15 protein-coding genes, 9 tRNA genes and 6 rRNA genes are annotated in these 26724 nt (G+C 44.8%); all 30 read left to right on the top strand.

Features of this window, described 5'->3' with window-relative positions:
• Window positions 1–89 precede the first annotated feature (89 nt).
• The 30 genes from AA0X95_RS01980 (at window position 90) to radA (ending at window position 26723) form a co-directional block, all read left to right on the top strand.
• Window positions 90–857: a type III pantothenate kinase gene (locus tag AA0X95_RS01980; protein ID WP_307282924.1), complete on the top strand. Its 768-nt coding sequence runs from the start codon at window positions 90–92 to the stop codon at window positions 855–857.
• 34 nt (window positions 858–891) lie between these two features.
• A complete protein-coding gene (hslO, locus tag AA0X95_RS01975) occupies window positions 892–1770 on the top strand; it encodes an Hsp33 family molecular chaperone HslO (protein ID WP_413304759.1) in 879 nt (292 codons plus the stop codon).
• A gap of 21 nt (window positions 1771–1791) precedes the next feature.
• Window positions 1792–2691, top strand: a complete 900-nt coding sequence (locus AA0X95_RS01970; protein ID WP_413304756.1) for a peptidyl-prolyl cis-trans isomerase — start codon at window positions 1792–1794, stop codon at window positions 2689–2691.
• 159 nt (window positions 2692–2850) lie between these two features.
• Complete coding sequence (gene cysK, locus AA0X95_RS01965; protein ID WP_413304753.1) at window positions 2851–3780, top strand: cysteine synthase A; 930 nt, start codon at window positions 2851–2853, stop codon at window positions 3778–3780.
• A 365-nt stretch (window positions 3781–4145) separates the two neighbouring features.
• On the top strand, window positions 4146–4925 hold the full coding sequence (gene folP / locus AA0X95_RS01960) for a dihydropteroate synthase (RefSeq protein ID WP_413309805.1): 780 nt from the start codon (window positions 4146–4148) through the stop codon (window positions 4923–4925).
• Window positions 4918–5277, top strand: coding sequence for a dihydroneopterin aldolase (gene folB / locus AA0X95_RS01955; protein ID WP_413304751.1), 360 nt, complete (start codon window positions 4918–4920; stop codon window positions 5275–5277). The genes folP and folB overlap by 8 nt, the downstream gene beginning before the upstream one ends.
• Window positions 5278–5279: 2 nt before the next feature.
• The gene (gene folK / locus AA0X95_RS01950) at window positions 5280–5807 is read left to right on the top strand and encodes a 2-amino-4-hydroxy-6-hydroxymethyldihydropteridine diphosphokinase (protein ID WP_413304748.1); all 528 of its coding nucleotides are present in this window, start codon (window positions 5280–5282) and stop codon (window positions 5805–5807) included.
• Window positions 5759–5965, top strand: coding sequence for a helix-turn-helix domain-containing protein (locus tag AA0X95_RS01945; protein ID WP_413304746.1), 207 nt, complete (start codon window positions 5759–5761; stop codon window positions 5963–5965). The genes folK and AA0X95_RS01945 overlap by 49 nt, the downstream gene beginning before the upstream one ends.
• A gap of 14 nt (window positions 5966–5979) precedes the next feature.
• Window positions 5980–6981, top strand: a complete 1002-nt coding sequence (gene dusB, locus AA0X95_RS01940; RefSeq protein ID WP_413304743.1) for a tRNA dihydrouridine synthase DusB — start codon at window positions 5980–5982, stop codon at window positions 6979–6981.
• A gap of 193 nt (window positions 6982–7174) precedes the next feature.
• Complete coding sequence (gene lysS / locus AA0X95_RS01935) at window positions 7175–8674, top strand: lysine--tRNA ligase (RefSeq protein WP_413304741.1); 1500 nt, start codon at window positions 7175–7177, stop codon at window positions 8672–8674.
• 840 nt (window positions 8675–9514) lie between these two features.
• A 16S ribosomal RNA gene (locus AA0X95_RS01930) occupies window positions 9515–11052 on the top strand.
• 205 nt (window positions 11053–11257) lie between these two features.
• Window positions 11258–14193, top strand: a 23S ribosomal RNA gene (locus AA0X95_RS01925).
• Window positions 14194–14272: 79 nt separating this feature from the next.
• Window positions 14273–14389, top strand: a 5S ribosomal RNA gene (rrf, locus tag AA0X95_RS01920).
• 13 nt (window positions 14390–14402) lie between these two features.
• Window positions 14403–14478: transfer RNA gene (locus AA0X95_RS01915), tRNA-Val, on the top strand.
• Window positions 14479–14639: 161 nt separating this feature from the next.
• A tRNA-Thr gene (locus AA0X95_RS01910) sits at window positions 14640–14712 on the top strand.
• A gap of 38 nt (window positions 14713–14750) precedes the next feature.
• Window positions 14751–14826: transfer RNA gene (locus AA0X95_RS01905), tRNA-Lys, on the top strand.
• 14 nt (window positions 14827–14840) lie between these two features.
• Window positions 14841–14925: transfer RNA gene (locus AA0X95_RS01900), tRNA-Leu, on the top strand.
• A gap of 13 nt (window positions 14926–14938) precedes the next feature.
• Window positions 14939–15010: transfer RNA gene (locus AA0X95_RS01895), tRNA-Gly, on the top strand.
• A gap of 8 nt (window positions 15011–15018) precedes the next feature.
• A tRNA-Leu gene (locus AA0X95_RS01890) sits at window positions 15019–15107 on the top strand.
• A gap of 13 nt (window positions 15108–15120) precedes the next feature.
• Window positions 15121–15197 (top strand) — tRNA-Arg (locus tag AA0X95_RS01885).
• A 7-nt stretch (window positions 15198–15204) separates the two neighbouring features.
• Window positions 15205–15281 (top strand) — tRNA-Pro (locus AA0X95_RS01880).
• A 10-nt stretch (window positions 15282–15291) separates the two neighbouring features.
• A tRNA-Ala gene (locus AA0X95_RS01875) sits at window positions 15292–15367 on the top strand.
• A gap of 162 nt (window positions 15368–15529) precedes the next feature.
• A 16S ribosomal RNA gene (locus tag AA0X95_RS01870) occupies window positions 15530–17067 on the top strand.
• Window positions 17068–17273: 206 nt separating this feature from the next.
• Window positions 17274–20209: ribosomal RNA gene (locus AA0X95_RS01865) — 23S ribosomal RNA — on the top strand.
• 79 nt (window positions 20210–20288) lie between these two features.
• Window positions 20289–20405 (top strand): 5S ribosomal RNA (gene rrf / locus AA0X95_RS01860).
• Together the 16S, 23S and 5S rRNA genes with 9 tRNA genes alongside form the textbook arrangement of a ribosomal RNA operon.
• 242 nt (window positions 20406–20647) lie before the next feature.
• Window positions 20648–21109, top strand: coding sequence for a CtsR family transcriptional regulator (locus AA0X95_RS01855; RefSeq protein ID WP_413304739.1), 462 nt, complete (start codon window positions 20648–20650; stop codon window positions 21107–21109).
• 25 nt (window positions 21110–21134) lie between these two features.
• Window positions 21135–21680, top strand: a complete 546-nt coding sequence (locus AA0X95_RS01850) for a UvrB/UvrC motif-containing protein (RefSeq protein ID WP_413304737.1) — start codon at window positions 21135–21137, stop codon at window positions 21678–21680.
• Between the two features lies 1 nt (window position 21681).
• Window positions 21682–22752, top strand: coding sequence for a protein arginine kinase (locus AA0X95_RS01845; RefSeq protein WP_413304734.1), 1071 nt, complete (start codon window positions 21682–21684; stop codon window positions 22750–22752).
• A 17-nt stretch (window positions 22753–22769) separates the two neighbouring features.
• Window positions 22770–25211 carry an ATP-dependent protease ATP-binding subunit ClpC gene (clpC, locus tag AA0X95_RS01840; protein ID WP_309857028.1) on the top strand — a complete coding sequence of 814 codons (2442 nt, stop codon included), beginning with the start codon at window positions 22770–22772 and terminating at the stop codon, window positions 25209–25211.
• Window positions 25212–25340: 129 nt separating this feature from the next.
• The gene (radA, locus tag AA0X95_RS01835) at window positions 25341–26723 is read left to right on the top strand and encodes a DNA repair protein RadA (RefSeq protein ID WP_413304731.1); all 1383 of its coding nucleotides are present in this window, start codon (window positions 25341–25343) and stop codon (window positions 26721–26723) included.
• Window position 26724 lies beyond the last annotated feature (1 nt).

The raw sequence follows: 26724 nt of genomic DNA, 5'->3' as shown, positions 1-26724 counted from the left end.
GCGGAAGCACTCTTTTTTTCTTCATATACTATTTATGGTATGATGTTTCCGAGTAAAGAAAAGAAAAATCGGTAAAGTGAGTGATAGATTTGATTTTCGTATTTGATGTAGGAAATACAAATATCGTATTAGGTGTTTATCAAGGAGATGAACTGAAATATCATTGGCGGATAGAGACAAACCGAAATCGTACAGAAGACGAATTTGGTATGAATATAAAAGCATTATTTGATCATTCTGGTCTATCTTTTACCGATATTGACGGTATTATTATTTCTTCTGTTGTGCCACCTATCATGTTTGCACTAGAAAGGATGTGCCAGAAGTATTTCCATATTAAGCCGCTAGTTGTAGGACCTGGGATTAAGACGGGACTCAATATTAAATATGAAAACCCAAGAGAAGTGGGAGCAGACCGAATTGTAAATGCAGTGGCAGCGATCTATGAATACGGAAGCCCGCTGATTATCGTTGATTTTGGTACAGCCACTACCTATTGTTATGTAAATGAAGAGCGTCAATATATGGGAGGGGCTATTGCTCCTGGGGTAGGTATTTCTACGGAAGCATTATACTCAAGAGCTGCAAAACTGCCTCGAATTGAAATTGCTCGACCTGAAGGGGTTATCGGTAAAAATACGGTAGCAGCGATGCAGGCAGGTATTGTTTATGGATATGTAGGTCAAGTAGAAGGCATTGTCAAACGAATGATGGAGCAAAGTGGCAAGAAGCCGACTGTCATTGCAACAGGCGGCTTGGCTAACTTAATTGCCCAAGAATCAACAATTATCGATATTGTTGATCCATTTTTAACTTTAAAAGGATTGCAGCTTATCTATAAGCGTAATATGGGATAACCTAAGAATTAGCAGCGTAGAAGGGAGTTTTACCATGAGTGATTATTTAGTTAAGGCATTAGCCTTTGAGGGAAATATACGAGCATATGCAGTAAGAACAACCGAAACCATTCGTGAGGCGCAAGAGCGTCATCAAACGTGGAGAACAGCATCAGCAGCACTTGGCCGCACGATGACCGCAGGGGTCATGATGGGGGCTATGCTTAAGGGCGAGGATAAGCTTACCATAAAAATTAACGGTGGAGGTCCACTCGGTCCAATCGTAGTTGACAGCAATGCGAAAGGAGAAGTCCGTGGATATGTAACAAATCCAGAGGTTGATTTTGAATCCAATGAGAATGGAAAGCTTGATGTCCGCCGCGCAGTCGGAACAGACGGGATGTTAGCCGTTGTGAAGGATATCGGCCTACGTGATTTCTTCTCTGGGCAGGTCCCTCTTGTGTCTGGAGAATTGGGTGAGGACTTTACGTATTATTTTGCAACCTCTGAACAGGTACCATCTTCTGTTGGGGTCGGTGTGTTGGTTAATCCGGACGATACAATCTTAGCAGCGGGCGGGTTTATTTTTCAATTAATGCCTGGAACCCCTGAATCTGTTATTTCACAAGTGGAGGAACGGTTAAAGACCATTCCGCCAGTTTCAAAGTTAATTGAACAAGGGTTAACACCTGAGGCGATTTTAGCGGAGTTATTCGGAAAAGAACAGGTAAAGATATTAGAAAAGATGCCTGTGCAATTTGCGTGTAACTGCTCGAAGGATCGATTTGGCAATGCAATTATTGGATTAGGTAAAGCTGAAATTGATGCGATGATTGAGGAAGACGGCCAAGCGGAAGCTCATTGTCACTTCTGTAATGAGAAATACCTTTTCACTAAAGAAGAACTAGAAGAAATGAAAAAGGAAGCGAAATAAGCTTTCCTAGGGGGAAAAAAATTGGGGAAGAAGCAGCTTTGGATGGTAATTGCTGCCCTTATTTTGGTGAATATTCTAACGGTTGTTTTTTTTCAGTCGAAGGTGAAAGAAGCAAGCGGGGCAGCGATGAGTGAGGAAGCCGTTGCAACAATAGGAAAAACGGAGATTTCCAGGCAGGATTGGCTAAATGAGTTAGAAGCCAAATATGGGAAAGATGTTTTAAAGGAAATGATCGATCAAAAGGTTGTTAAAGAAACAGCGGCTAAGTACAAAATAAAAATTTCAGATCAAGAGGTTGAGCGTGAATTTAGAATGCTCCAAACTACTGTAGATCCGCTTAGTCAAAAAAACCATGCGAGCGATAAGAAGTGGAAAGAAGAAATACGTAATACCCTTTTGTTAGAAGAACTTTTAACAAGAGATGTGGATGTGTCTTCAAAAGAATTAAAAAGGTATTATGAAAAAAATAAAGACCTTTTCAATGTTCCTACTGCCTATCATCTATCACATCTTATTGTCAAAACAAAAGGTGAAGCAGCAAAAGCATCAAAAGAGTTAGCGCATGGATCTAGTTTTTCTGCCTTGGCCATGGAGCGCTCGATTGATGAATTCTCAGCTAATGAAGGCGGAGATATTGGGTATATTACTGTAGAGGATGAACGGTATCCCCAAAAATATATAGATACTGCTAAAAAGCTTAAAAAGGGTGCGTACAGTAAACCAATGAAGGTGGATGATGGGTACGTCTTAATTAAGCTAGAAGGTAAGCTGAGCGGAAAAAGTTATTCCTTTGATGAAGTGAAAGAACAAATCCGCCGGCAAATAGCTCTTGAGCAAATGAAAATACCTGCTACAGCTTCAAATTTTTGGGACGAGGCTGAGGTAAAATGGTTCTATGGAAAAGAAAAAAATAAAGAGTAAGACATGGTAAAAAAACACAGCATAATGTCTGTGTTTTTCTTTTACGAAAATTGCGGAAAATTTCAATATTTTAGCGAGCTAAAACCATTGACAAAACAAGTATAAAACTGGTAAATTCATTATAAATCCAATAAAAATACTCGGAATAGAGGTGCCAATATGGTTCGCGTTGCAAATTCAGTTGCCGAATTAGTCGGCCAAACTCCTATTGTTAAATTAAACAGATTAGTAGATGAAAATAGTGCTGAGGTTTACTTAAAGCTGGAATATTTCAATCCAGGCAGCAGTGTGAAAGATCGTATCGGTTTATCGATGATTGAATCCGCAGAGGAAAAAGGGTTAATTAAGCCAGGTGTAAATACAATTATTGAACCTACAAGTGGAAATACTGGTATCGGGCTTGCTATGGTTGCGGCGGCGAAGGGATATAGGGCTATTCTTGTTATGCCGGAAACGATGAGTTTAGAAAGAAGAAATCTTCTTCGTGCTTATGGAGCTGAATTAGTTCTAACACCTGGTCCTGAAGGAATGAAGGGTGCGATTGCAAGAGCAGAGGCTTTAGCTGCTGAGAATGGATACTTCATGCCACAGCAATTCAAAAATGAAGCGAATCCAGAAGTTCACCGTAGAACAACAGGTCCAGAAATTGTCCAGCAAATGGAACAATTAGATGCATTTATTTCAGGAATTGGCACAGGTGGAACCATTACTGGTGCAGGTGAAGTCCTTCGTGAAAACTTCCCTGGGATTAAAATCATTGCTGTCGAACCAACAGATTCTCCAGTGCTTTCAGGTGGAAAACCAGGTCCTCACAAAATTCAAGGAATCGGTGCTGGATTTGTCCCTGATACTCTTAATACAGAAATTTATGATGAAATTATCCAAGTAGCGGCGGAAGATGCATTTACTGCTTCACGTCGAGCAGCAACAGAAGAAGGTATTCTTGGCGGAATCTCTTCAGGTGCGGCCATTCACGCTGCATTAGAAGTAGCTAAGAAGCTTGGAAAAGGTAAAAAGGTCCTAGCAATCATTCCAGATAACGGTGAGCGCTACTTAAGTACTCCGCTTTACCAATATGATGCTGAGTAAATAAATAGAGAGAGGCATTGGCTGTTGCCGATGCCTCTTTTTTGTTGACTATGTTAAAGCTCATTATGGCACTCTGTTGATTGGAGCGGAAGGCGCGAAGACTCCTGCGGGAGTACGGGGCAGGGGAGACCCCGCAGGAGCGTCAGCGACGAGGAGGCTCCCCGGCACGCCCGCGGAAAGCGAAGCGCCTGGAGCGGAAATCAACAGGCAAGTTTAAAAGAACCTTTCTGTTAGAAATGAAACATTTCCAAATTTCATGTATGATAAAAAGAGTGAATTACACATAGCTAGGAGGAATTGGGTTGAACGGACACCAACGACAAATTCATTGTGGACCTTATACCTTAGACTTTACAAAGAAAACTATGATCATGGGAATTCTAAATGTCACTCCAGATTCCTTCTCTGATGGCGGTAAATATAATCATATTGAAAAAGCAATTGAACATGCGGAAGAAATGGTAGCGAATGGTGCGGATATTATCGATATTGGCGGCGAATCAACTCGACCAGGCTTTGCAGCTGTTCCTGTAGAAGAAGAGTTAGAAAGAGTCATCCCTATTATTAAGGCGATTTCAGAGCATGTCCAAGTACCAATTTCCATTGATACCTATAAAGCGGAAGTTGCCAAACAAGCAATTGAAGCAGGAGCTCATATTATTAACGATATTTGGGGAGCAAAGGCTGATGAGCAAATGGCCCCTGTGGCTGCTCAATATGATGTTCCCATTGTGTTAATGCATAATCGACATGAACGGAATTATCAATGTTTTATGAGAGATGTTATAAATGACCTTTTTGAAAGTATTGCTATTGCAAAAAAAGCCGGAGTAAGAGATGAAAATATAATCCTCGATCCAGGTATCGGTTTTGCGCGCGACTATAATGAAAATGTGCTGACAATGCAAAATTTAGACAAATTAGTAATGCTTGGCTATCCGGTTCTTCTAGGGACATCAAGAAAATCACTCATTGGACAAGCGTTAAATCTCCCTGTTGAAGAAAGAATGGAAGGCACGGGAGCAACGGTTTGTTACGGAATACAAAAAGGCTGCCAAATTATTCGGGTGCATGATATTAAAGAAATGAGTAGAATGGCAAAAATGATGGATGTACTAATGGGGAAGGGTGAAGTACTTGGATAAAATATATGTCAATAGGATGGAATTTTACGGGTACCATGGTGTGTTTCCCGAAGAGAACCGATTAGGACAACGTTTTGCTGTGGATTTATCAGTGACAGTTGATTTGAAAAAAGCTGGAGAAACGGACGAACTTGAGCATTCCGTCAATTATGGTGAACTTTATCAAGTGTGCAAAGAAATAGTTGAGGGAAAACCCTATAAGTTAGTGGAAGCTGTTGCAGAAAGAATTGCTGGCAGTGTGTTGAAGCAATTTCCTTTAGTTTTGGATGTGACGGTAAAGGTCATTAAACCAGACCCGCCTATTCCTGGTCACTATCGGTCTGTTGCAGTAGAAATTACGAGGAGAAGATAAAAGTGGAAAATACAGCATTTATTGCCCTTGGTTCTAACATAGGAAACCGTTATGATAATCTAATGGCTGCCATTAAGTGTTTAGCAGAGTATACACAGATAGAACTAGTAAATTATTCCTCCATTTATGAAACAGACCCTGTAGGCTATGAAGAACAAGATTTATTTTTAAATATGGTAATTGAGATTCAAACAGCATTTAGTGCAATGGAATTATTAGAAGTATGTCTGAAGACTGAACTAGAACTTGGAAGAAAAAGGGAGATTAAATGGGGTCCACGCACAATAGACCTTGACATTCTCCTTTATAACCAAGAAAATATTGAAACGGAGAAGCTAATCGTTCCACATCCGAGAATGATAGAGCGGGCGTTTGTGATGATTCCACTTTTAGAAACAAATCGTGACATCAGTATTCCAGAAATGGAAAAACCTCTAGCAGCATGGATAAATGCTATACCTGATAAAGAAGGAGTCCGAATATGGAAGCAGAAAAATGGGGAAGACGTATTCGAGCCTATCGAAAGCTAAAAGGTTTTACGCAAGAAAGCTTCTCGAAGGAACTAGGAGTATCAGTATCAATACTAGGAGAAATTGAAAGAGGAAATCGTCTGCCTGCAGAGGATTTACTAGAGCGCATCGCTCACTCCTTAAAAATAACTATAGATGATTTAAGTCCGAAAGAATAGGGAGGGCGTAATAGTTGTTAAAGATCGGCGATATTGAAATGAAAAATCCTGTTGTCCTAGCACCAATGGCCGGTGTATGTAACTCAGCATTTCGTTTGACGGTCAAAGAATTTGGAGCAGGCTTAGTTTGTGCCGAAATGATTAGTGACAAAGGAATCGTTTTAAAAAATGAAAAAACAATGAATATGCTTTATATTGACGAACGTGAAAAGCCGCTAAGCTTGCAAATTTTTGGCGGTGAAAAAGAAACACTCGTAGAAGCAGCGAAATTTGTAGATAAAAACACGAATGCAGATATCATCGATATTAATATGGGCTGTCCAGTTCCGAAAATTACGAAGTGTGATGCTGGGGCTAAGTGGCTGTTAGATCCGAATAAAATCTATGAAATGGTTTCTGCTGTTGTTGCAGAGGTAGAAAAACCAGTTACAGTTAAAATGCGTATGGGATGGGACGACGAGCATATTTTTGCGATTCAAAACGCCCAGGCTGTTGAGAGAGCAGGCGGTAAGGCAGTTGCCCTTCACGGTCGTACGCGTGTTCAAATGTATGAAGGAAAAGCAAACTGGGATATCATTCGTGAAGTTAAACAATCTGTTAACATTCCGGTAATCGGTAATGGGGATGTGCAAACACCACAGGATGCGAAAAGAATGTTAGATGAAACCGGTGTTGATGGCGTCATGATTGGCAGAGCAGCTCTAGGAAATCCATGGATGATTTACCGTACGGTTCAATATTTAGAAACAGGTAAATTAATGGCAGAGCCTTCTGTGCGTGAAAAAATTGATGTATGCATCCTGCACCTAGATCGTCTTATTGCACTTAAGAGTGAGTATATCGCTGTACGGGAAATGCGTAAGCATGCCGCTTGGTATTTAAAAGGTGTTCGTGGAAATGGAACAGTCCGCAATGCTATCAATGAATGTAATACAAGAGAAGACCTAGTCATCCTTCTTAATGGATTGGTTGCTGAGGTTGAAGAATTAGAACAAAGTGAATTAATCGTAGGTTAGTTTGACATCTAATCTATCTTTTTCTATACTATTTTTGATTAGAATGAAGCTGCCAGTAGAATAACTGGCAGTTTTTATTCTATTTACGTACTTTTTTGATGTCTGAATTCTTAAGTTTGTGTAAAATAATATAGTATGTAAAAAAAGTGATAATGCGCGGATTTGTTTAGCGTTTTACATAATAAAAGAAAAAATGGAGTTGATAGCTTTGAGTCAGGAAGAATTAAATGACCAACTGCGGGTCAGACGCGAAAAAATGAGCAGTATGCGTGAGCAAGGTCTTGATCCATTTGGTAAGCGTTTTGACCGTTCTCACAACGCAATCGAATTAATTAATCAATATGGAGAAGTTGAAAAGGAAGACCTTGAAGCGAAAAATGTCTCTGTCTCTTTAGCTGGTCGTATTATGACTAAGCGTGGTAAAGGGAAGGCTGGATTTGCTCATGTTCAAGATCTAACCGGACAAATTCAAGTTTATGTTCGTCAAGATGCAATCGGTGAAGAGGCATATAAGATCTTTGATTCTGCTGATTTGGGCGATATTATCGGCGTAACAGGTACTCTATTTAAAACAAAAGTCGGTGAGCTTTCTGTAAAGGTTGAGAACTTTGAATTTTTAACGAAGGCGCTCCGTCCACTACCGGATAAATTCCACGGATTAAAAGATGTAGAGCAACGCTACCGCCAGCGTTACTTGGATCTCATCATGAGCCAAGAAAGCAAGGCGACATTTATTGCTAGAAGTCGTATTATCCAATCTATGCGCCGCTATTTAGATAGCCATGGCTATTTAGAAGTGGAAACGCCAATGATGCACTCTATCGCTGGTGGAGCATCTGCTAGACCGTTCATTACCCACCATAATGCTCTAGATATGCCTTTATTTATGAGGATTGCAATTGAGCTTCACTTAAAGCGTCTAATTGTTGGAGGACTTGAGAAGGTTTATGAAATCGGCCGTGTATTCCGAAATGAGGGAGTGTCAACACGACACAACCCAGAATTCACAATGATTGAGCTGTATGAAGCGTATGCCGATTACAGAGACATTATGAGTCTAACAGAAAACTTAATTGCACATATTGCTGAAGAGGTTGTAGGGACTACAACTATTCAATATGGTGAATATGAAGTAGACCTTAAACCTGAGTGGAAGAGACTTCATATGGTAGATGCAATTAAAGAATATACTGGTGTGGACTTCTGGAAAAAAATGAGTGTAGAAGAGGCACGTCAACTTGCAAAAGAACACGGTGTAGAGATAAACGATAATATGCTTTACGGTCATATTGTAAATGAGTTCTTCGAGCAAAAAGTTGAAGAGAAACTGATTCAACCTACCTTTATTTTTGGTCACCCAGTAGAAATTTCACCTTTAGCAAAGAAAAATGAAGAAGATCCTCGATTCACAGATCGGTTCGAATTGTTTATCGTTGCGCGTGAGCATGCGAATGCCTTCACAGAACTAAACGATCCAATTGATCAAAGAGAACGTTTTGAAGCACAATTAAAAGAGCGTGAACAAGGTAACGATGAAGCCCATATGATGGATGACGACTTCGTTGAAGCATTAGAATATGGAATGCCGCCAACAGGTGGACTAGGAATCGGTATCGACCGCCTAGTTATGCTATTAACCAACTCACCATCCATTCGCGACGTTCTATTATTCCCATTAATGCGTCATCGTTAATATAAAGAAGTAAAACTCGCCATAATTGGCGAGTTTCTTTATTAGGAATATATTATTAAACCTAACTTACTTGTGATACGGTTCACCATAATGCATCTAAATGATGTTCTTTTGGATTTTGGAGCTATACTCACTCCCTCTTGAATAAGATGTCTTTCCCTTAATCGAGCCACTAGCAATAGTAAAATAAGGGGAGATTTTCCGCTTACATGTAGAATGGAGCTCGTTTCGGGGGAAAATAAGGGGAGGATTTCCGCTTATTCAAAAAAAATCTCCCATTTTCGCATTTTTTGAATCAATAGGCGGAATTTCTCCCTCTATTTTAGCTCTTTTTTCTAATAATCTTTAAATAAGCGGAATTTCTCCGCCTATTTATCAGCTCGAATCAGGTGCTTAACCAGTTTTCCCAACCGATAAGTGCGGACTCTCGTGATCTTAGATATGGGAATGAAGAAAAAGCGTATGCCAATTCATGTTTCTTTCAATAAGAAAGCATCCAAAAAAGGAACCCTTTAAGTTCAAGTTGGTACTTTTCATTTCGAATAATTTGTATGAATATTTTTACTTTAAATAAATAAGAATAAAAGCGAAAAACGCTATTGCGCCCAAGTGATATTGATGGTATATTAATATCTGTTGCTGCGAGACAGTAACTTAGTAAGAAAAAAGTAGTTAAAAAAGTTATTGACTTTCGATTGATAACTTGGTAAGATAATAAAGTCGCTTTCAAGCGATGAAGACATTGCTCTTTGAAAACTAAACAAACAAAAACGTCAACAAACAATAATATTTTGTTTCTTAATTGAAACAAGCCAACGTAACAAAATGAGCTAATCAACTTTCTTGGAGAGTTTGATCCTGGCTCAGGACGAACGCTGGCGGCGTGCCTAATACATGCAAGTCGAGCGAACCACTTCGGTGGTTAGCGGCGGACGGGTGAGTAACACGTGGGCAACCTGCCTGTAAGACTGGGATAACTTCGGGAAACCGGAGCTAATACCGGATAATCCTTTTCCTCTCATGAGGAAAAGCTGAAAGACGGTTTCGGCTGTCACTTACAGATGGGCCCGCGGCGCATTAGCTAGTTGGTGAGGTAACGGCTCACCAAGGCGACGATGCGTAGCCGACCTGAGAGGGTGATCGGCCACACTGGGACTGAGACACGGCCCAGACTCCTACGGGAGGCAGCAGTAGGGAATCTTCCACAATGGACGAAAGTCTGATGGAGCAACGCCGCGTGAGCGATGAAGGCCTTCGGGTCGTAAAGCTCTGTTGTTAGGGAAGAACAAGTACCGGAGTAACTGCCGGTACCTTGACGGTACCTAACCAGAAAGCCACGGCTAACTACGTGCCAGCAGCCGCGGTAATACGTAGGTGGCAAGCGTTGTCCGGAATTATTGGGCGTAAAGCGCGCGCAGGCGGTCCTTTAAGTCTGATGTGAAAGCCCACGGCTCAACCGTGGAGGGTCATTGGAAACTGGGGGACTTGAGTGCAGAAGAGGAAAGCGGAATTCCACGTGTAGCGGTGAAATGCGTAGAGATGTGGAGGAACACCAGTGGCGAAGGCGGCTTTCTGGTCTGTAACTGACGCTGAGGCGCGAAAGCGTGGGGAGCAAACAGGATTAGATACCCTGGTAGTCCACGCCGTAAACGATGAGTGCTAAGTGTTAGGGGGTTTCCGCCCCTTAGTGCTGCAGCTAACGCATTAAGCACTCCGCCTGGGGAGTACGGCCGCAAGGCTGAAACTCAAAGGAATTGACGGGGGCCCGCACAAGCGGTGGAGCATGTGGTTTAATTCGAAGCAACGCGAAGAACCTTACCAGGTCTTGACATCCTCTGACACTCCTAGAGATAGGACGTTCCCCTTCGGGGGACAGAGTGACAGGTGGTGCATGGTTGTCGTCAGCTCGTGTCGTGAGATGTTGGGTTAAGTCCCGCAACGAGCGCAACCCTTGATCTTAGTTGCCAGCATTCAGTTGGGCACTCTAAGGTGACTGCCGGTGACAAACCGGAGGAAGGTGGGGATGACGTCAAATCATCATGCCCCTTATGACCTGGGCTACACACGTGCTACAATGGATGGTACAAAGGGCTGCAAGACCGCGAGGTTTAGCCAATCCCATAAAACCATTCTCAGTTCGGATTGTAGGCTGCAACTCGCCTACATGAAGCCGGAATCGCTAGTAATCGCGGATCAGCATGCCGCGGTGAATACGTTCCCGGGCCTTGTACACACCGCCCGTCACACCACGAGAGTTTGTAACACCCGAAGTCGGTGGGGTAACCGTAAGGAGCCAGCCGCCTAAGGTGGGACAGATGATTGGGGTGAAGTCGTAACAAGGTAGCCGTATCGGAAGGTGCGGCTGGATCACCTCCTTTCTAAGGATATAAGCTGGACATATGAGCCAGACAAAACATGTTTGTTTGATTGTTTCTTGTTTGTTTAGTTTTGAGAGTGCAATCTCTCAAAGCTTTTTTAATCGTTCTTTGAAAACTAGATAATCGTAATGAAGAAGTCAAGTAAAACATCGAGTAATCGCCATTTTAGTTTTCTCTCTATTAATTTAGAGAAACAAACCTTTTAGGTTAAGTTAGAAAGGGCGCACGGTGAATGCCTTGGCACTAGGAGCCGATGAAGGACGGGACTAACACCGATATGCTTCGGGGAGCTGTAAGTAAGCTTTGATCCGGAGATTTCCGAATGGGGGAACCCACTGTTCGTAATGGAACAGTATCTTTACCTGAATACATAGGGTATTGAAGGCATACCCGGGGAACTGAAACATCTAAGTACCCGGAGGAAGAGAAAGCAAACGCGATTCCCTGAGTAGCGGCGAGCGAAACGGGACATAGCCCAAACCAAGAGGCTTGCCTCTTGGGGTTGTAGGACACTCAACATGGAGTTACAAAGGAACGGGGTAGATGAAGCGGCCTGGAAAGGCCCGTCAGAGAAGGTAAAAACCCTGTAGTCGAAACTTCGTTCCCTCCTGAGTGGATCCTGAGTACGGCCGGACACGTGAAATCCGGTCGGAAGCAGGGAGGACCATCTCCCAAGGCTAAATACTCCCTAGTGACCGATAGTGAACCAGTACCGTGAGGGAAAGGTGAAAAGCACCCCGGAAGGGGAGTGAAATAGTTCCTGAAACCGTGTGCCTACAAGTAGTTAGAGCCCGTTAATGGGTGATAGCGTGCCTTTTGTAGAATGAACCGGCGAGTTACGATCCCATGCAAGGTTAAGTTGAAGAGACGGAGCCGCAGCGAAAGCGAGTCTGAATAGGGCGAATGAGTATGTGGTCGTAGACCCGAAACCAGGTGATCTACCCATGTCCAGGGTGAAGTCCAGGTAACACTGGATGGAGGCCCGAACCCACGCACGTTGAAAAGTGCGGGGATGAGGTGTGGGTAGCGGAGAAATTCCAATCGAACTTGGAGATAGCTGGTTCTCTCCGAAATAGCTTTAGGGCTAGCCTCACGTAGTTAGAGTCTTGGAGGTAGAGCACTGTTTGGACTAGGGGCCCTCATCGGGTTACCGAATTCAGACAAACTCCGAATGCCAAAGACTTATCCGTGGGAGTCAGACTGCGAGTGATAAGATCCGTAGTCAAAAGGGAAACAGCCCAGACCACCAGCTAAGGTCCCAAAGTTTACGTTAAGTGGAAAAGGATGTGGAGTTGCTTAGACAACCAGGATGTTGGCTTAGAAGCAGCCACCATTTAAAGAGTGCGTAATAGCTCACTGGTCGAGTGACTCTGCGCCGAAAATGTACCGGGGCTAAACGTAACACCGAAGCTGTGGATTGACATCTTAGATGTCAGTGGTAGGAGAGCGTTCTAAGGGCGTTGAAGCTAGACCGTAAGGACTGGTGGAGCGCTTAGAAGTGAGAATGCCGGTATGAGTAGCGAAAGATGAGTGAGAATCTCATCCACCGTATGCCTAAGGTTTCCTGAGGAAGGCTCGTCCGCTCAGGGTTAGTCGGGACCTAAGCCGAGGCCGAAAGGCGTAGGCGATGGACAACAGGTTGATATTCCTGTACCACCTCTTTATCGTTTGAGTGATGGGGGGACGCAGGAGGATAGGGTAAGCGCGCTGTTGGATATGCGCGTCTAAGCAGTTAGGCTGGAAAGTAGGAAAATCCGCTTTCCGTAAAGGCTGAGCTGTGATAGCGAGGGAAATTTAGTACCGAAGTTCCTGATTCCACACTGCCAAGAAAAGCCTCTAGCGAGATAAAAGGTGCCCGTACCGCAAACCGACACAGGTAGGCGAGGAGAGAATCCTAAGGTGAGCGAGAGAACTCTCGTTAAGGAACTCGGCAAAATGACCCCGTAACTTCGGGAGAAGGGGTGCTTTTTGAGGTGAATAGCCTCGAAGAGCCGCAGTGAATAGGCCCAGGCGACTGTTTAGCAAAAACACAGGTCTCTGCGAAGCCGCAAGGCGAAGTATAGGGGCTGACGCCTGCCCGGTGCTGGAAGGTTAAGAGGAGGGGTTAGCGCAAGCGAAGCTCTGAATCGAAGCCCCAGTAAACGGCGGCCGTAACTATAACGGTCCTAAGGTAGCGAAATTCCTTGTCGGGTAAGTTCCGACCCGCACGAAAGGCGTAACGATCTGGGCACTGTCTCAACGAGAGACTCGGTGAAATTATAGTACCTGTGAAGATGCAGGTTACCCGCGACAGGACGGAAAGACCCCGTGGAGCTTTACTGTAGCCTGATATTGAATTTTGGTACAGCTTGTACAGGATAGGTAGGAGCCGTAGAAACCGGAGCGCTAGCTTCGGTGGAGGCGTCGGTGGGATACTACCCTGGCTGTATTGAAATTCTAACCCGCACCCCTTATCGGGGTGGGAGACAGTGTCAGGTGGGCAGTTTGACTGGGGCGGTCGCCTCCTAAAGAGTAACGGAGGCGCCCAAAGGTTCCCTCAGAATGGTTGGAAATCATTCGTAGAGTGTAAAGGCACAAGGGAGCTTGACTGCGAGACCTACAAGTCGAGCAGGGACGAAAGTCGGGCTTAGTGATCCGGTGGTTCCGCATGGAAGGGCCATCGCTCAACGGATAAAAGCTACCCCGGGGATAACAGGCTTATCTCCCCCAAGAGTCCACATCGACGGGGAGGTTTGGCACCTCGATGTCGGCTCATCGCATCCTGGGGCTGTAGTCGGTCCCAAGGGTTGGGCTGTTCGCCCATTAAAGCGGTACGCGAGCTGGGTTCAGAACGTCGTGAGACAGTTCGGTCCCTATCCGTCGTGGGCGCAGGAAATTTGAGAGGAGCTGTCCTTAGTACGAGAGGACCGGGATGGACGCACCGCTGGTGTACCAGTTGTCTTGCCAAAGGCATCGCTGGGTAGCTATGTGCGGACGGGATAAGTGCTGAAAGCATCTAAGCATGAAGCCCCCCTCAAGATGAGATTTCCCATAGCGTCAAGCTAGTAAGAACCCTGAAAGATGATCAGGTTGATAGGTCAGAGGTGGAAGCGTGGTAACATGTGGAGCTGACTGATACTAATCGTTCGAGGACTTAACCAAGTTTTAAGCGAACTCGTTTTTTACAAACACTTCTTCTGCATTATCTAGTTTTGAGAGAATGATCTCTCTAATAAAATAGTCCGGTAACTATGGCGAGAAGGTCACACCCGTTCCCATCCCGAACACGGAAGTTAAGCTTCTCAGCGCCGATGGTAGTTGGGACGAAAGTCCCTGTGAGAGTAGGACGTTGCCAGGCTATATATATTTATGGAGGATTAGCTCAGCTGGGAGAGCATCTGCCTTACAAGCAGAGGGTCGGCGGTTCGATCCCGTCATCCTCCACCATATTTACCTGCCGGGGTAGCTCAATTGGTAGAGCACGACCGAATAAGCTTCCTGAATAATCTACAGCATACTGACCGAGTTGCAGCTTGAATAAGCTTTCTGAGGTCAGGATGACGATAACTAGGATAGCGTGTACAAACTTATATTTTTTCCAAACTAATGCCGGGGTAGCTCAATTGGTAGAGCAACTGACTTGTAATCAGTAGGTTGGGGGTTCAAGTCCTCTCGCCGGCACTTTTATTAATTTAATTGCAAGAATCATCTTAATTCGAGAGCCATTAGCTCAGTTGGTAGAGCATCTGACTTTTAATCAGAGGGTCGAAGGTTCGAGTCCTTCATGGCTCACCATTTTAAATGAATATGCGGGTGTGGCGGAATTGGCAGACGCACCAGACTTAGGATCTGGCGCCGCAAGGCGTGGGGGTTCGACTCCCTTCACCCGCACCATTTAATTTTATATGCGGAAGTAGTTCAGTGGTAGAACACCACCTTGCCAAGGTGGGGGTCGCGGGTTCGAATCCCGTCTTCCGCTCTCATAATGCCGGGGTGGCGGAACTGGCAGACGCACAGGACTTAAAATCCTGCGGTAGGTGACTACCGTACCGGTTCGATTCCGGTCCTCGGCACCACTTTTAAAATAATGCGCCCGTAGCTCAATTGGATAGAGCGTCTGACTACGGATCAGAAGGTTATGGGTTCGACTCCTTTCGGGCGCGCCATATTTTACGGGAAGTAGCTCAGCTTGGTAGAGCACTTGGTTTGGGACCAAGGGGTCGCAGGTTCGAATCCTGTCTTCCCGACCATTAATATTTTGGGGCCTTAGCTCAGCTGGGAGAGCGCCTGCTTTGCACGCAGGAGGTCAGCGGTTCGATCCCGCTAGGCTCCACCAATTAAATTAATGTGTTGACAATATAATCATTATTTGATACTATATAAAAGTCGCACATGAGACAATTGTTCTTTGAAAACTAAACAAACAAAACGTCAACAAACAATAATATTTAGCTTCTTAGTGAAGCTAAGCCAACGTAACAAAATGAGCTAATCAACTTTCTTGGAGAGTTTGATCCTGGCTCAGGACGAACGCTGGCGGCGTGCCTAATACATGCAAGTCGAGCGAACCACTTCGGTGGTTAGCGGCGGACGGGTGAGTAACACGTGGGCAACCTGCCTGTAAGACTGGGATAACTTCGGGAAACCGGAGCTAATACCGGATAATCCTTTTTCTCTCATGAGGAAAAGCTGAAAGACGGTTTCGGCTGTCACTTACAGATGGGCCCGCGGCGCATTAGCTAGTTGGTGAGGTAACGGCTCACCAAGGCGACGATGCGTAGCCGACCTGAGAGGGTGATCGGCCACACTGGGACTGAGACACGGCCCAGACTCCTACGGGAGGCAGCAGTAGGGAATCTTCCACAATGGACGAAAGTCTGATGGAGCAACGCCGCGTGAGCGATGAAGGCCTTCGGGTCGTAAAGCTCTGTTGTTAGGGAAGAACAAGTACCGGAGTAACTGCCGGTACCTTGACGGTACCTAACCAGAAAGCCACGGCTAACTACGTGCCAGCAGCCGCGGTAATACGTAGGTGGCAAGCGTTGTCCGGAATTATTGGGCGTAAAGCGCGCGCAGGCGGTCCTTTAAGTCTGATGTGAAAGCCCACGGCTCAACCGTGGAGGGTCATTGGAAACTGGGGGACTTGAGTGCAGAAGAGGAAAGCGGAATTCCACGTGTAGCGGTGAAATGCGTAGAGATGTGGAGGAACACCAGTGGCGAAGGCGGCTTTCTGGTCTGTAACTGACGCTGAGGCGCGAAAGCGTGGGGAGCAAACAGGATTAGATACCCTGGTAGTCCACGCCGTAAACGATGAGTGCTAAGTGTTAGGGGGTTTCCGCCCCTTAGTGCTGCAGCTAACGCATTAAGCACTCCGCCTGGGGAGTACGGCCGCAAGGCTGAAACTCAAAGGAATTGACGGGGGCCCGCACAAGCGGTGGAGCATGTGGTTTAATTCGAAGCAACGCGAAGAACCTTACCAGGTCTTGACATCCTCTGACACTCCTAGAGATAGGACGTTCCCCTTCGGGGGACAGAGTGACAGGTGGTGCATGGTTGTCGTCAGCTCGTGTCGTGAGATGTTGGGTTAAGTCCCGCAACGAGCGCAACCCTTGATCTTAGTTGCCAGCATTCAGTTGGGCACTCTAAGGTGACTGCCGGTGACAAACCGGAGGAAGGTGGGGATGACGTCAAATCATCATGCCCCTTATGACCTGGGCTACACACGTGCTACAATGGGTGGTACAAAGGGCTGCAAGACCGCGAGGTTTAGCCAATCCCATAAAACCATTCTCAGTTCGGATTGTAGGCTGCAACTCGCCTACATGAAGCCGGAATCGCTAGTAATCGCGGATCAGCATGCCGCGGTGAATACGTTCCCGGGCCTTGTACACACCGCCCGTCACACCACGAGAGTTTGTAACACCCGAAGTCGGTGGGGTAACCGTAAGGAGCCAGCCGCCTAAGGTGGGACAGATGATTGGGGTGAAGTCGTAACAAGGTAGCCGTATCGGAAGGTGCGGCTGGATCACCTCCTTTCTAAGGATATAAGCTGGACATATGAGCCAGACAAAACATGTTTGTTTGATTGTTTCTTGTTTGTTTAGTTTTGAGAGTGCAATCTCTCAAAGCTTTTTTTAATCGTTCTTTGAAAACTAGATAATCGTAATGAAGAAGTCAAGTAAAACATCGAGTAATCGCCATTTTAGTTTTCTCTCTATTAATTTAGAGAAACAAACCTTTTAGGTTAAGTTAGAAAGGGCGCACGGTGAATGCCTTGGCACTAGGAGCCGATGAAGGACGGGACTAACACCGATATGCTTCGGGGAGCTGTAAGTAAGCTTTGATCCGGAGATTTCCGAATGGGGGAACCCACTGTTCGTAATGGAACAGTATCTTTACCTGAATACATAGGGTATTGAAGGCATACCCGGGGAACTGAAACATCTAAGTACCCGGAGGAAGAGAAAGCAAACGCGATTCCCTGAGTAGCGGCGAGCGAAACGGGACATAGCCCAAACCAAGAGGCTTGCCTCTTGGGGTTGTAGGACACTCAACATGGAGTTACAAAGGAACGGGGTAGATGAAGCGGCCTGGAAAGGCCCGTCAGAGAAGGTAAAAACCCTGTAGTCGAAACTTCGTTCCCTCCTGAGTGGATCCTGAGTACGGCCGGACACGTGAAATCCGGTCGGAAGCAGGGAGGACCATCTCCCAAGGCTAAATACTCCCTAGTGACCGATAGTGAACCAGTACCGTGAGGGAAAGGTGAAAAGCACCCCGGAAGGGGAGTGAAATAGTTCCTGAAACCGTGTGCCTACAAGTAGTTAGAGCCCGTTAATGGGTGATAGCGTGCCTTTTGTAGAATGAACCGGCGAGTTACGATCCCATGCAAGGTTAAGTTGAAGAGACGGAGCCGCAGCGAAAGCGAGTCTGAATAGGGCGAATGAGTATGTGGTCGTAGACCCGAAACCAGGTGATCTACCCATGTCCAGGGTGAAGTCCAGGTAACACTGGATGGAGGCCCGAACCCACGCACGTTGAAAAGTGCGGGGATGAGGTGTGGGTAGCGGAGAAATTCCAATCGAACTTGGAGATAGCTGGTTCTCTCCGAAATAGCTTTAGGGCTAGCCTCACGTAGTTAGAGTCTTGGAGGTAGAGCACTGTTTGGACTAGGGGCCCTCATCGGGTTACCGAATTCAGACAAACTCCGAATGCCAAAGACTTATCCGTGGGAGTCAGACTGCGAGTGATAAGATCCGTAGTCAAAAGGGAAACAGCCCAGACCACCAGCTAAGGTCCCAAAGTTTACGTTAAGTGGAAAAGGATGTGGAGTTGCTTAGACAACCAGGATGTTGGCTTAGAAGCAGCCACCATTTAAAGAGTGCGTAATAGCTCACTGGTCGAGTGACTCTGCGCCGAAAATGTACCGGGGCTAAACGTAACACCGAAGCTGTGGATTGACATCTTAGATGTCAGTGGTAGGAGAGCGTTCTAAGGGCGTTGAAGCTAGACCGTAAGGACTGGTGGAGCGCTTAGAAGTGAGAATGCCGGTATGAGTAGCGAAAGATGAGTGAGAATCTCATCCACCGTATGCCTAAGGTTTCCTGAGGAAGGCTCGTCCGCTCAGGGTTAGTCGGGACCTAAGCCGAGGCCGAAAGGCGTAGGCGATGGACAACAGGTTGATATTCCTGTACCACCTCTTTATCGTTTGAGTGATGGGGGGACGCAGGAGGATAGGGTAAGCGCGCTGTTGGATATGCGCGTCTAAGCAGTTAGGCTGGAAAGTAGGAAAATCCGCTTTCCGTAAAGGCTGAGCTGTGATAGCGAGGGAAATTTAGTACCGAAGTTCCTGATTCCACACTGCCAAGAAAAGCCTCTAGCGAGATAAAAGGTGCCCGTACCGCAAACCGACACAGGTAGGCGAGGAGAGAATCCTAAGGTGAGCGAGAGAACTCTCGTTAAGGAACTCGGCAAAATGACCCCGTAACTTCGGGAGAAGGGGTGCTTTTTGAGGTGAATAGCCTCGAAGAGCCGCAGTGAATAGGCCCAGGCGACTGTTTAGCAAAAACACAGGTCTCTGCGAAGCCGCAAGGCGAAGTATAGGGGCTGACGCCTGCCCGGTGCTGGAAGGTTAAGAGGAGGGGTTAGCGCAAGCGAAGCTCTGAATCGAAGCCCCAGTAAACGGCGGCCGTAACTATAACGGTCCTAAGGTAGCGAAATTCCTTGTCGGGTAAGTTCCGACCCGCACGAAAGGCGTAACGATCTGGGCACTGTCTCAACGAGAGACTCGGTGAAATTATAGTACCTGTGAAGATGCAGGTTACCCGCGACAGGACGGAAAGACCCCGTGGAGCTTTACTGTAGCCTGATATTGAATTTTGGTACAGCTTGTACAGGATAGGTAGGAGCCGTAGAAACCGGAGCGCTAGCTTCGGTGGAGGCGTCGGTGGGATACTACCCTGGCTGTATTGAAATTCTAACCCGCACCCCTTATCGGGGTGGGAGACAGTGTCAGGTGGGCAGTTTGACTGGGGCGGTCGCCTCCTAAAGAGTAACGGAGGCGCCCAAAGGTTCCCTCAGAATGGTTGGAAATCATTCGTAGAGTGTAAAGGCACAAGGGAGCTTGACTGCGAGACCTACAAGTCGAGCAGGGACGAAAGTCGGGCTTAGTGATCCGGTGGTTCCGCATGGAAGGGCCATCGCTCAACGGATAAAAGCTACCCCGGGGATAACAGGCTTATCTCCCCCAAGAGTCCACATCGACGGGGAGGTTTGGCACCTCGATGTCGGCTCATCGCATCCTGGGGCTGTAGTCGGTCCCAAGGGTTGGGCTGTTCGCCCATTAAAGCGGTACGCGAGCTGGGTTCAGAACGTCGTGAGACAGTTCGGTCCCTATCCGTCGTGGGCGCAGGAAATTTGAGAGGAGCTGTCCTTAGTACGAGAGGACCGGGATGGACGCACCGCTGGTGTACCAGTTGTCTTGCCAAAGGCATCGCTGGGTAGCTATGTGCGGACGGGATAAGTGCTGAAAGCATCTAAGCATGAAGCCCCCCTCAAGATGAGATTTCCCATAGCGTCAAGCTAGTAAGAACCCTGAAAGATGATCAGGTTGATAGGTCAGAGGTGGAAGCGTGGTAACATGTGGAGCTGACTGATACTAATCGTTCGAGGACTTAACCAAGTTTTAAGCGAACTCGTTTTTTACAAACACTTCTTCTGCATTATCTAGTTTTGAGAGAACGATCTCTCTAACAAAATAGTCTGGTAACTATGGCGAGAAGGTCACACCCGTTCCCATACCGAACACGGAAGTTAAGCTTCTCAGCGCCGATGGTAGTTGGGACGAAAGTCCCTGTGAGAGTAGGACGTTGCCAGGCAAATAAAAAGACAACCTGTAATGGGTTGTCTTTTTTTGTCTATAATTAAAAGACAAAACCTCTTCAACAACCAAACTATCTAATTTCTAAACCTCCAATCATGAAATTTTTTAAACAATTAAAGGTTTCGCAACCGCGAGATTTGGGGAAAATCATTAGTAGGGAATCGTTGCATCTACATAAAATTTTCAGTATAATCAAAGTCAAAGATAGTCAAAGTCAGAAAGATAGGGGGTGGGAAGATGAGAAACATCTCCGATATCATTGAAAAATACTTAAAGCAAGTCCTTGAGATGAGTGAGGAAGATCTTGTTGAAATTAAACGAAGTGAAATTGCTGATAAATTTCAATGTGTTCCATCACAAATTAATTACGTTATAAACACTCGTTTTACAATAGAAAGAGGCTATATTGTCGAGAGCAAACGAGGTGGGGGCGGTTACATCAGAATTATGAAGGTTCAATCTCATGATTTGGCCCACTTAATCGAACAATTGCTCTCACTTATTCAAAAGCACATTAGCCAAACAAGTGCAGAGGATGTCATTTTACGATTGGTTCAGGAAGAAATTATTACGAATCGGGAAGCTAAAATTATGTTAAGTGTAATCGACCGTTCAGTATTATATATTGATCTTCCATACCGAGATGAATTGCGTGCGAGAATTCTAAAAGCTATGTTAACATCATTAAAATATAAATAATTATTGCTGCTGGAGAGGTGAAAAGATGATTTGCCAAGAATGTAATCAAAGGCCTGCAGCACTTCATTTTACAAAAATCATTAATGGTGAAAAAACAGAAGTGCATCTTTGTGAAAAATGTGCTCAGGAAAAGGGCGAAATGTTTATGATTGGTGGAGAATCAGGATTTGCTTTTAATAACTTATTAGCCGGCTTACTCAATATTGATTCTTATCAAAAACCCAATCAAAGCCCTTTCCATCAAGAAGAAATCCTTCAGTGTGAACACTGCTCCATGACATTTCCTCAGTTTTTAAAAGTAGGGCGCTTTGGATGTGCGCATTGCTATGAAACATTTAAAGAACAACTTAAACCTGTATTACGACGGTTGCATAGTGGTAACTGGACACATAATGGGAAAATTCCAAAACGAATTGGCGGCAGTATCTTTCTCCGTAAGCAAATTGATGACTTAAAACTTAATTTACGGAACGCAATCTCCCAAGAAGAATTTGAGAATGCGGCGGAGATTCGCGATGAGATTCGCACATTAGAGAAACAATTAAATGGAAGCGAAGAGGGAGGGGAATAACGTGTCGCTTGAACGTTTTCTTAATCAGGCAGTTAGTTCCTGGATGAGTGAAGAGGGACCTGATTCGGATATTGTCCTAAGTTCACGGATTCGCTTAGCCCGAAACTTTGACGCCTATAAATTTCCAACACTTTTTTCACATGAAGAGGCAAAAAAGATTATAGAAAATATGGAGGAAATTTTTCAAAAGTCAGATCTACAAAAGTTTGGCCAGATGGAACTATTAAAAATCGATAGTATGCAGCCTCTACAAAAAAGAGTACTAGTAGAAAAGCATATAATTAGTCCGCATCTTGCTGAGGACTCACCATATGGTGCTGTTCTTTTAACCGAAAATGAAGAAGTTAGTATAATGATAAATGAAGAGGATCATATCCGAATTCAATGTTTGTTTCCAGGCTTGCAATTATCTGAAGCTTTAGATGCTGCAAATGAAATAGATGATTGGCTAGAAAGTAATATTCAATATGCGTTTGATGAACAGTATGGCTATTTAACAAGTTGCCCTACCAATGTTGGAACAGGTCTCCGGGCATCGGTGATGATGCATCTGCCGGGGTTAATCCTTACGCAGCAAATTAATCGAATTATCCCGGCCATCAACCAATTAGGGCTGGTTGTACGAGGAATTTATGGTGAGGGAAGTGAAGCTCTAGGAAATATCTTTCAAATCTCTAATCAAATAACCTTAGGAAAATCAGAACAAGACATCTGCCATGATCTGAAAGGGGTTGTAAGTCAACTCATTTCTCAAGAAAGGTCTGCTAGAGAAGCATTACGAAAAACTTCGAACATACAATTAGAAGACAGAGTCTTCCGTTCGTTGGGAGTTCTAACGAATAGCCGTATTATTGAAACGAAGGAAGCAGCAAGGTGTTTATCTGATGTACGGCTTGGGATAGATATGGGCCTTATTGATAACATGCCTAAAACCATATTAAATGAATTAATGATCTTAACACAGCCAGGTTTTCTCCAGCAGTATGCCGGAGGTCCTTTAAGACCTCATGAAAGAGATATTAGGAGAGCAGCTTTAATTAGAGAACGACTTAAAATGGAACAGCAAAAATAGGTGAGGAGGAAGAGAATATGATGTTCGGCCGTTTTACTGAAAGAGCACAAAAGGTTCTTGCACTAGCACAAGAGGAAGCAATTCGCCTTGGACACAACAATATTGGAACAGAGCATATTTTGTTAGGCTTAGTTCGAGAAGGTGAAGGAATTGCAGCAAAAGCACTTTATGGTCTTGGATTAGGTTCTGATAAAATTCAGAAGGAAGTAGAAAATTTAATTGGTAAAGGACAAGAAGCTTCTCAAACGATTCACTATACGCCTAGAGCGAAAAAGGTCATCGAATTATCGATGGATGAGGCAAGAAAGCTAGGACATTCTTATGTGGGTACAGAGCATATACTTCTGGGATTGATTCGTGAAGGAGAAGGAGTAGCTGCTCGAGTACTTAATAACTTGGGTGTAAGCTTAAATAAAGCACGTCAGCAGGTTCTTCAATTATTAGGAAGTAATGAATCTGGGGGACATCAGGGTGGTGCATCAGTTAGTGCTAATACACCAACACTCGATAGCCTTGCTCGAGATCTAACCTCCATTGCCCGTGAAGGCAGCCTGGATCCTGTTATTGGACGTAGTAAAGAAATTCAGCGTGTGATTGAAGTTCTAAGCCGCCGGACAAAAAATAATCCAGTATTAATTGGTGAACCAGGTGTGGGTAAAACAGCGATTGCTGAAGGTCTTGCCCAGCAAATTGTCAACAATGAGGTACCTGAAATTCTTCGAGATAAGCGTGTAATGACATTAGACATGGGAACGGTTGTTGCCGGAACCAAATACCGCGGAGAATTTGAAGACCGTTTGAAAAAAGTCATGGATGAAATCCGCCAAGCAGGAAATATCATCTTGTTTATTGATGAGCTCCACACATTAATTGGGGCAGGAGGCGCTGAAGGTGCGATTGATGCATCCAATATCTTAAAGCCATCGCTTGCACGTGGTGAACTTCAGTGTATCGGAGCAACTACGCTTGATGAATATCGAAAATACATTGAAAAAGATGCCGCACTAGAACGCCGATTCCAGCCGATTCGTGTGGATGAGCCAACAGCTGAAGAGTCTGTTCAAATTTTACAAGGATTGCGTGACCGATATGAGGCCCACCACCGAGTTTCGATTACGGATGAAGCAATTGAAGCTGCTGTTAAGCTTTCTGACCGTTATATTTCCGACCGATTCCTGCCTGATAAGGCGATTGATTTAATCGACGAAGCTGGTTCTAAGGTTCGCCTTCGTTCCTATACGACACCTCCAAACTTAAAAGAATTAGAGGTCAAGCTAGATGAAGTACGTAAGGAAAAAGATGCGGCAGTACAAAGCCAGGAGTTTGAAAAAGCTGCATCACTAAGAGATACAGAGCAGCGTCTCCGCGAACAGTTAGAAGAAACGAAGAAGACGTGGAAGGAAAAGCAAGGAAAAGAAAACAATGAAGTAACAGTAGAGGATATTGCAACTGTGGTTTCGAGCTGGACGGGAGTACCGGTCTCTAAGCTTGCAGAAACAGAAACGGCTAAGTTACTTAATTTAGAAGAATTACTGCATTCCCGAGTCATTGGCCAGGAGGAAGCAGTCATTGCTGTTTCAAAAGCGGTACGTCGTGCTAGAGCCGGATTAAAAGATCCAAAGCGCCCTATTGGTTCCTTTGTTTTCCTTGGACCTACTGGAGTGGGTAAAACGGAATTGGCGCGTGCTCTTGCTGAGGCGATGTTTGGTGATGAGGATGCGATGATCAGGATTGATATGTCTGAATATATGGAGAAGCACTCTACCTCTAGACTTGTAGGTTCACCTCCAGGATATGTCGGCTATGAAGAAGGCGGTCAATTAACTGAAAAGGTCCGCCGGAAACCATACTCTGTTATTCTACTTGATGAGATTGAAAAGGCACATCCAGATGTGTTTAATATTCTCCTTCAAGTCCTTGAAGATGGCCGATTAACGGATTCTAAGGGTAGAACCGTTGATTTTAGAAATACTGTCCTCATTATGACATCCAACGTTGGTGCTGAAGCCCTGAAGCGAAACAAGTATGTGGGCTTTAATATTCAGGATGGCGAGCAGGATTACAAAGACATGAAGGGTAAAGTAATGGAAGAGCTCAAGAAAGCCTTCCGTCCTGAATTCTTGAACCGGATTGATGAAATCATTGTATTCCATGCGTTAGAGAAGAAGCATTTAGATGAAATCGTTACATTGCTATCTGATCAATTAATTAAGCGTCTAAATGAACAAAATATTTCGTTAGAATTAACAGCTGCTGCTAGAGGGAAAATTTCCCAAGAAGGGTATGACCCTGAATATGGGGCGAGACCGTTACGCAGAGCGATTCAAAAGCATATTGAAGACCGTCTTTCTGAAGAGCTGCTTAAAGGCACCTTATTGACAGGTCAACATGCTATAATAGATGTAGTTGATGGGGAGTTCGTCGTAAGAATGGCGGAAAAGACCAGTTTAGTCAAATAGACCATCCCTCTTCATCACATCACTAAATAATGTAGTTTGATATGATCAATCAGAGGTACACGTGAATAAAGTCAAACCGTGTACCTCTTTTTTCATTTTTGGGATTTATGGAAAGGTAGTAGAAAAACGATGGCAAAACGAAAAACAAAGTTTATGTGTCAGGAGTGCGGATATGAGTCTCCCAAGTGGATGGGGAAATGTCCAGGCTGCGGACAATGGAATTCGATGGTTGAAGAGGTTGAAGTAACGGGTACAACAAGAAGAGGAGCGTTTGCCCATTCTCCAAGCGGTTCAAATATCTTAACCAAACCAATGCCCATTACATCTATTGAGATGGAAAATGAACCGAGAATATTAACTGACTTAAATGAGCTGAATCGTGTACTAGGCGGTGGTGTGGTTAAGGGTTCATTGGTTTTAATAGGGGGAGACCCGGGAATAGGGAAATCGACTCTCTTGCTGCAAGTATCTTCGCAGTTAGCAAATAAAGGGAATCAGGTATTATATATATCTGGTGAGGAGTCATTACGGCAGACAAAGCTTCGTGCGGAACGATTAGGCATTGCATCAGAAAACTTACTGGTATACTCAGAGACCAATCTTGATGAAATAAACCGCACGATTGAAAGTACGAATCCTAGTTTTGTTATTATTGACTCGATCCAAACAATTTTTCATCCAGATGTGACATCTGCACCAGGAAGTGTATCACAGGTTCGTGAATGTACGTCTGAATTAATGAGAATAGGTAAAACCAAAGGAATTGCTATTTTTATCGTGGGTCATGTAACAAAGGAAGGGTCTATAGCGGGGCCTAGGTTGTTAGAGCACATGGTAGATACGGTTCTTTATTTTGAGGGAGAAAGACATCACACCTATCGGATTTTAAGGGCTGTGAAGAATCGCTTTGGCTCTACAAATGAAATGGGCATTTTTGAAATGAAGGAATTTGGCCTCGATGAAGTAGAGAACCCATCGGAAATTTTCCTGGAAGAACGTTCCCGTGGAGCGGCAGGTTCGACCGTAGTAGCTTCGATGGAAGGTACACGGCCTGTGTTAGTTGAAATTCAAGCGTTAATTTCACCAACTAGCTTTGGTAACCCACGAAGAATGGCAACGGGTATTGACCATAACCGTGTACCACTGTTAATGGCGGTTTTAGAAAAGAGAGTGGGTATGCTTTTGCAGAACCAGGATGCCTATTTAAAAGTTGCAGGGGGCGTCAAATTAGATGAACCTGCAATCGATTTAGCTGTTGCAGTTAGTATTGCTTCCAGTTTTAGAGATAAGCCAACAAGACCGACTGACTGTATTATTGGCGAGGTCGGGCTAACGGGTGAAGTAAGAAGGGTTTCAAGAATTGAGCAGCGCGTTCAAGAAGCCGCAAAATTAGGTTTTGAACGAGTGATTTTACCAGCAAACAATTTAGGAGGATGGAAGGCACCAGAGGGAGTCCAACTAATAGGCGTATCTTCAGTTAGTGAAGCACTCAAGGCAACGTTGGGAGGGTAGC

It is taken from the genome of Neobacillus phoenicis (assembly GCF_047302305.1).
Lineage (GTDB): Bacteria > Bacillota > Bacilli > Bacillales > Cytobacillaceae > Neobacillus.
This window is presented reverse-complemented; position numbering and strand designations above follow the sequence as displayed.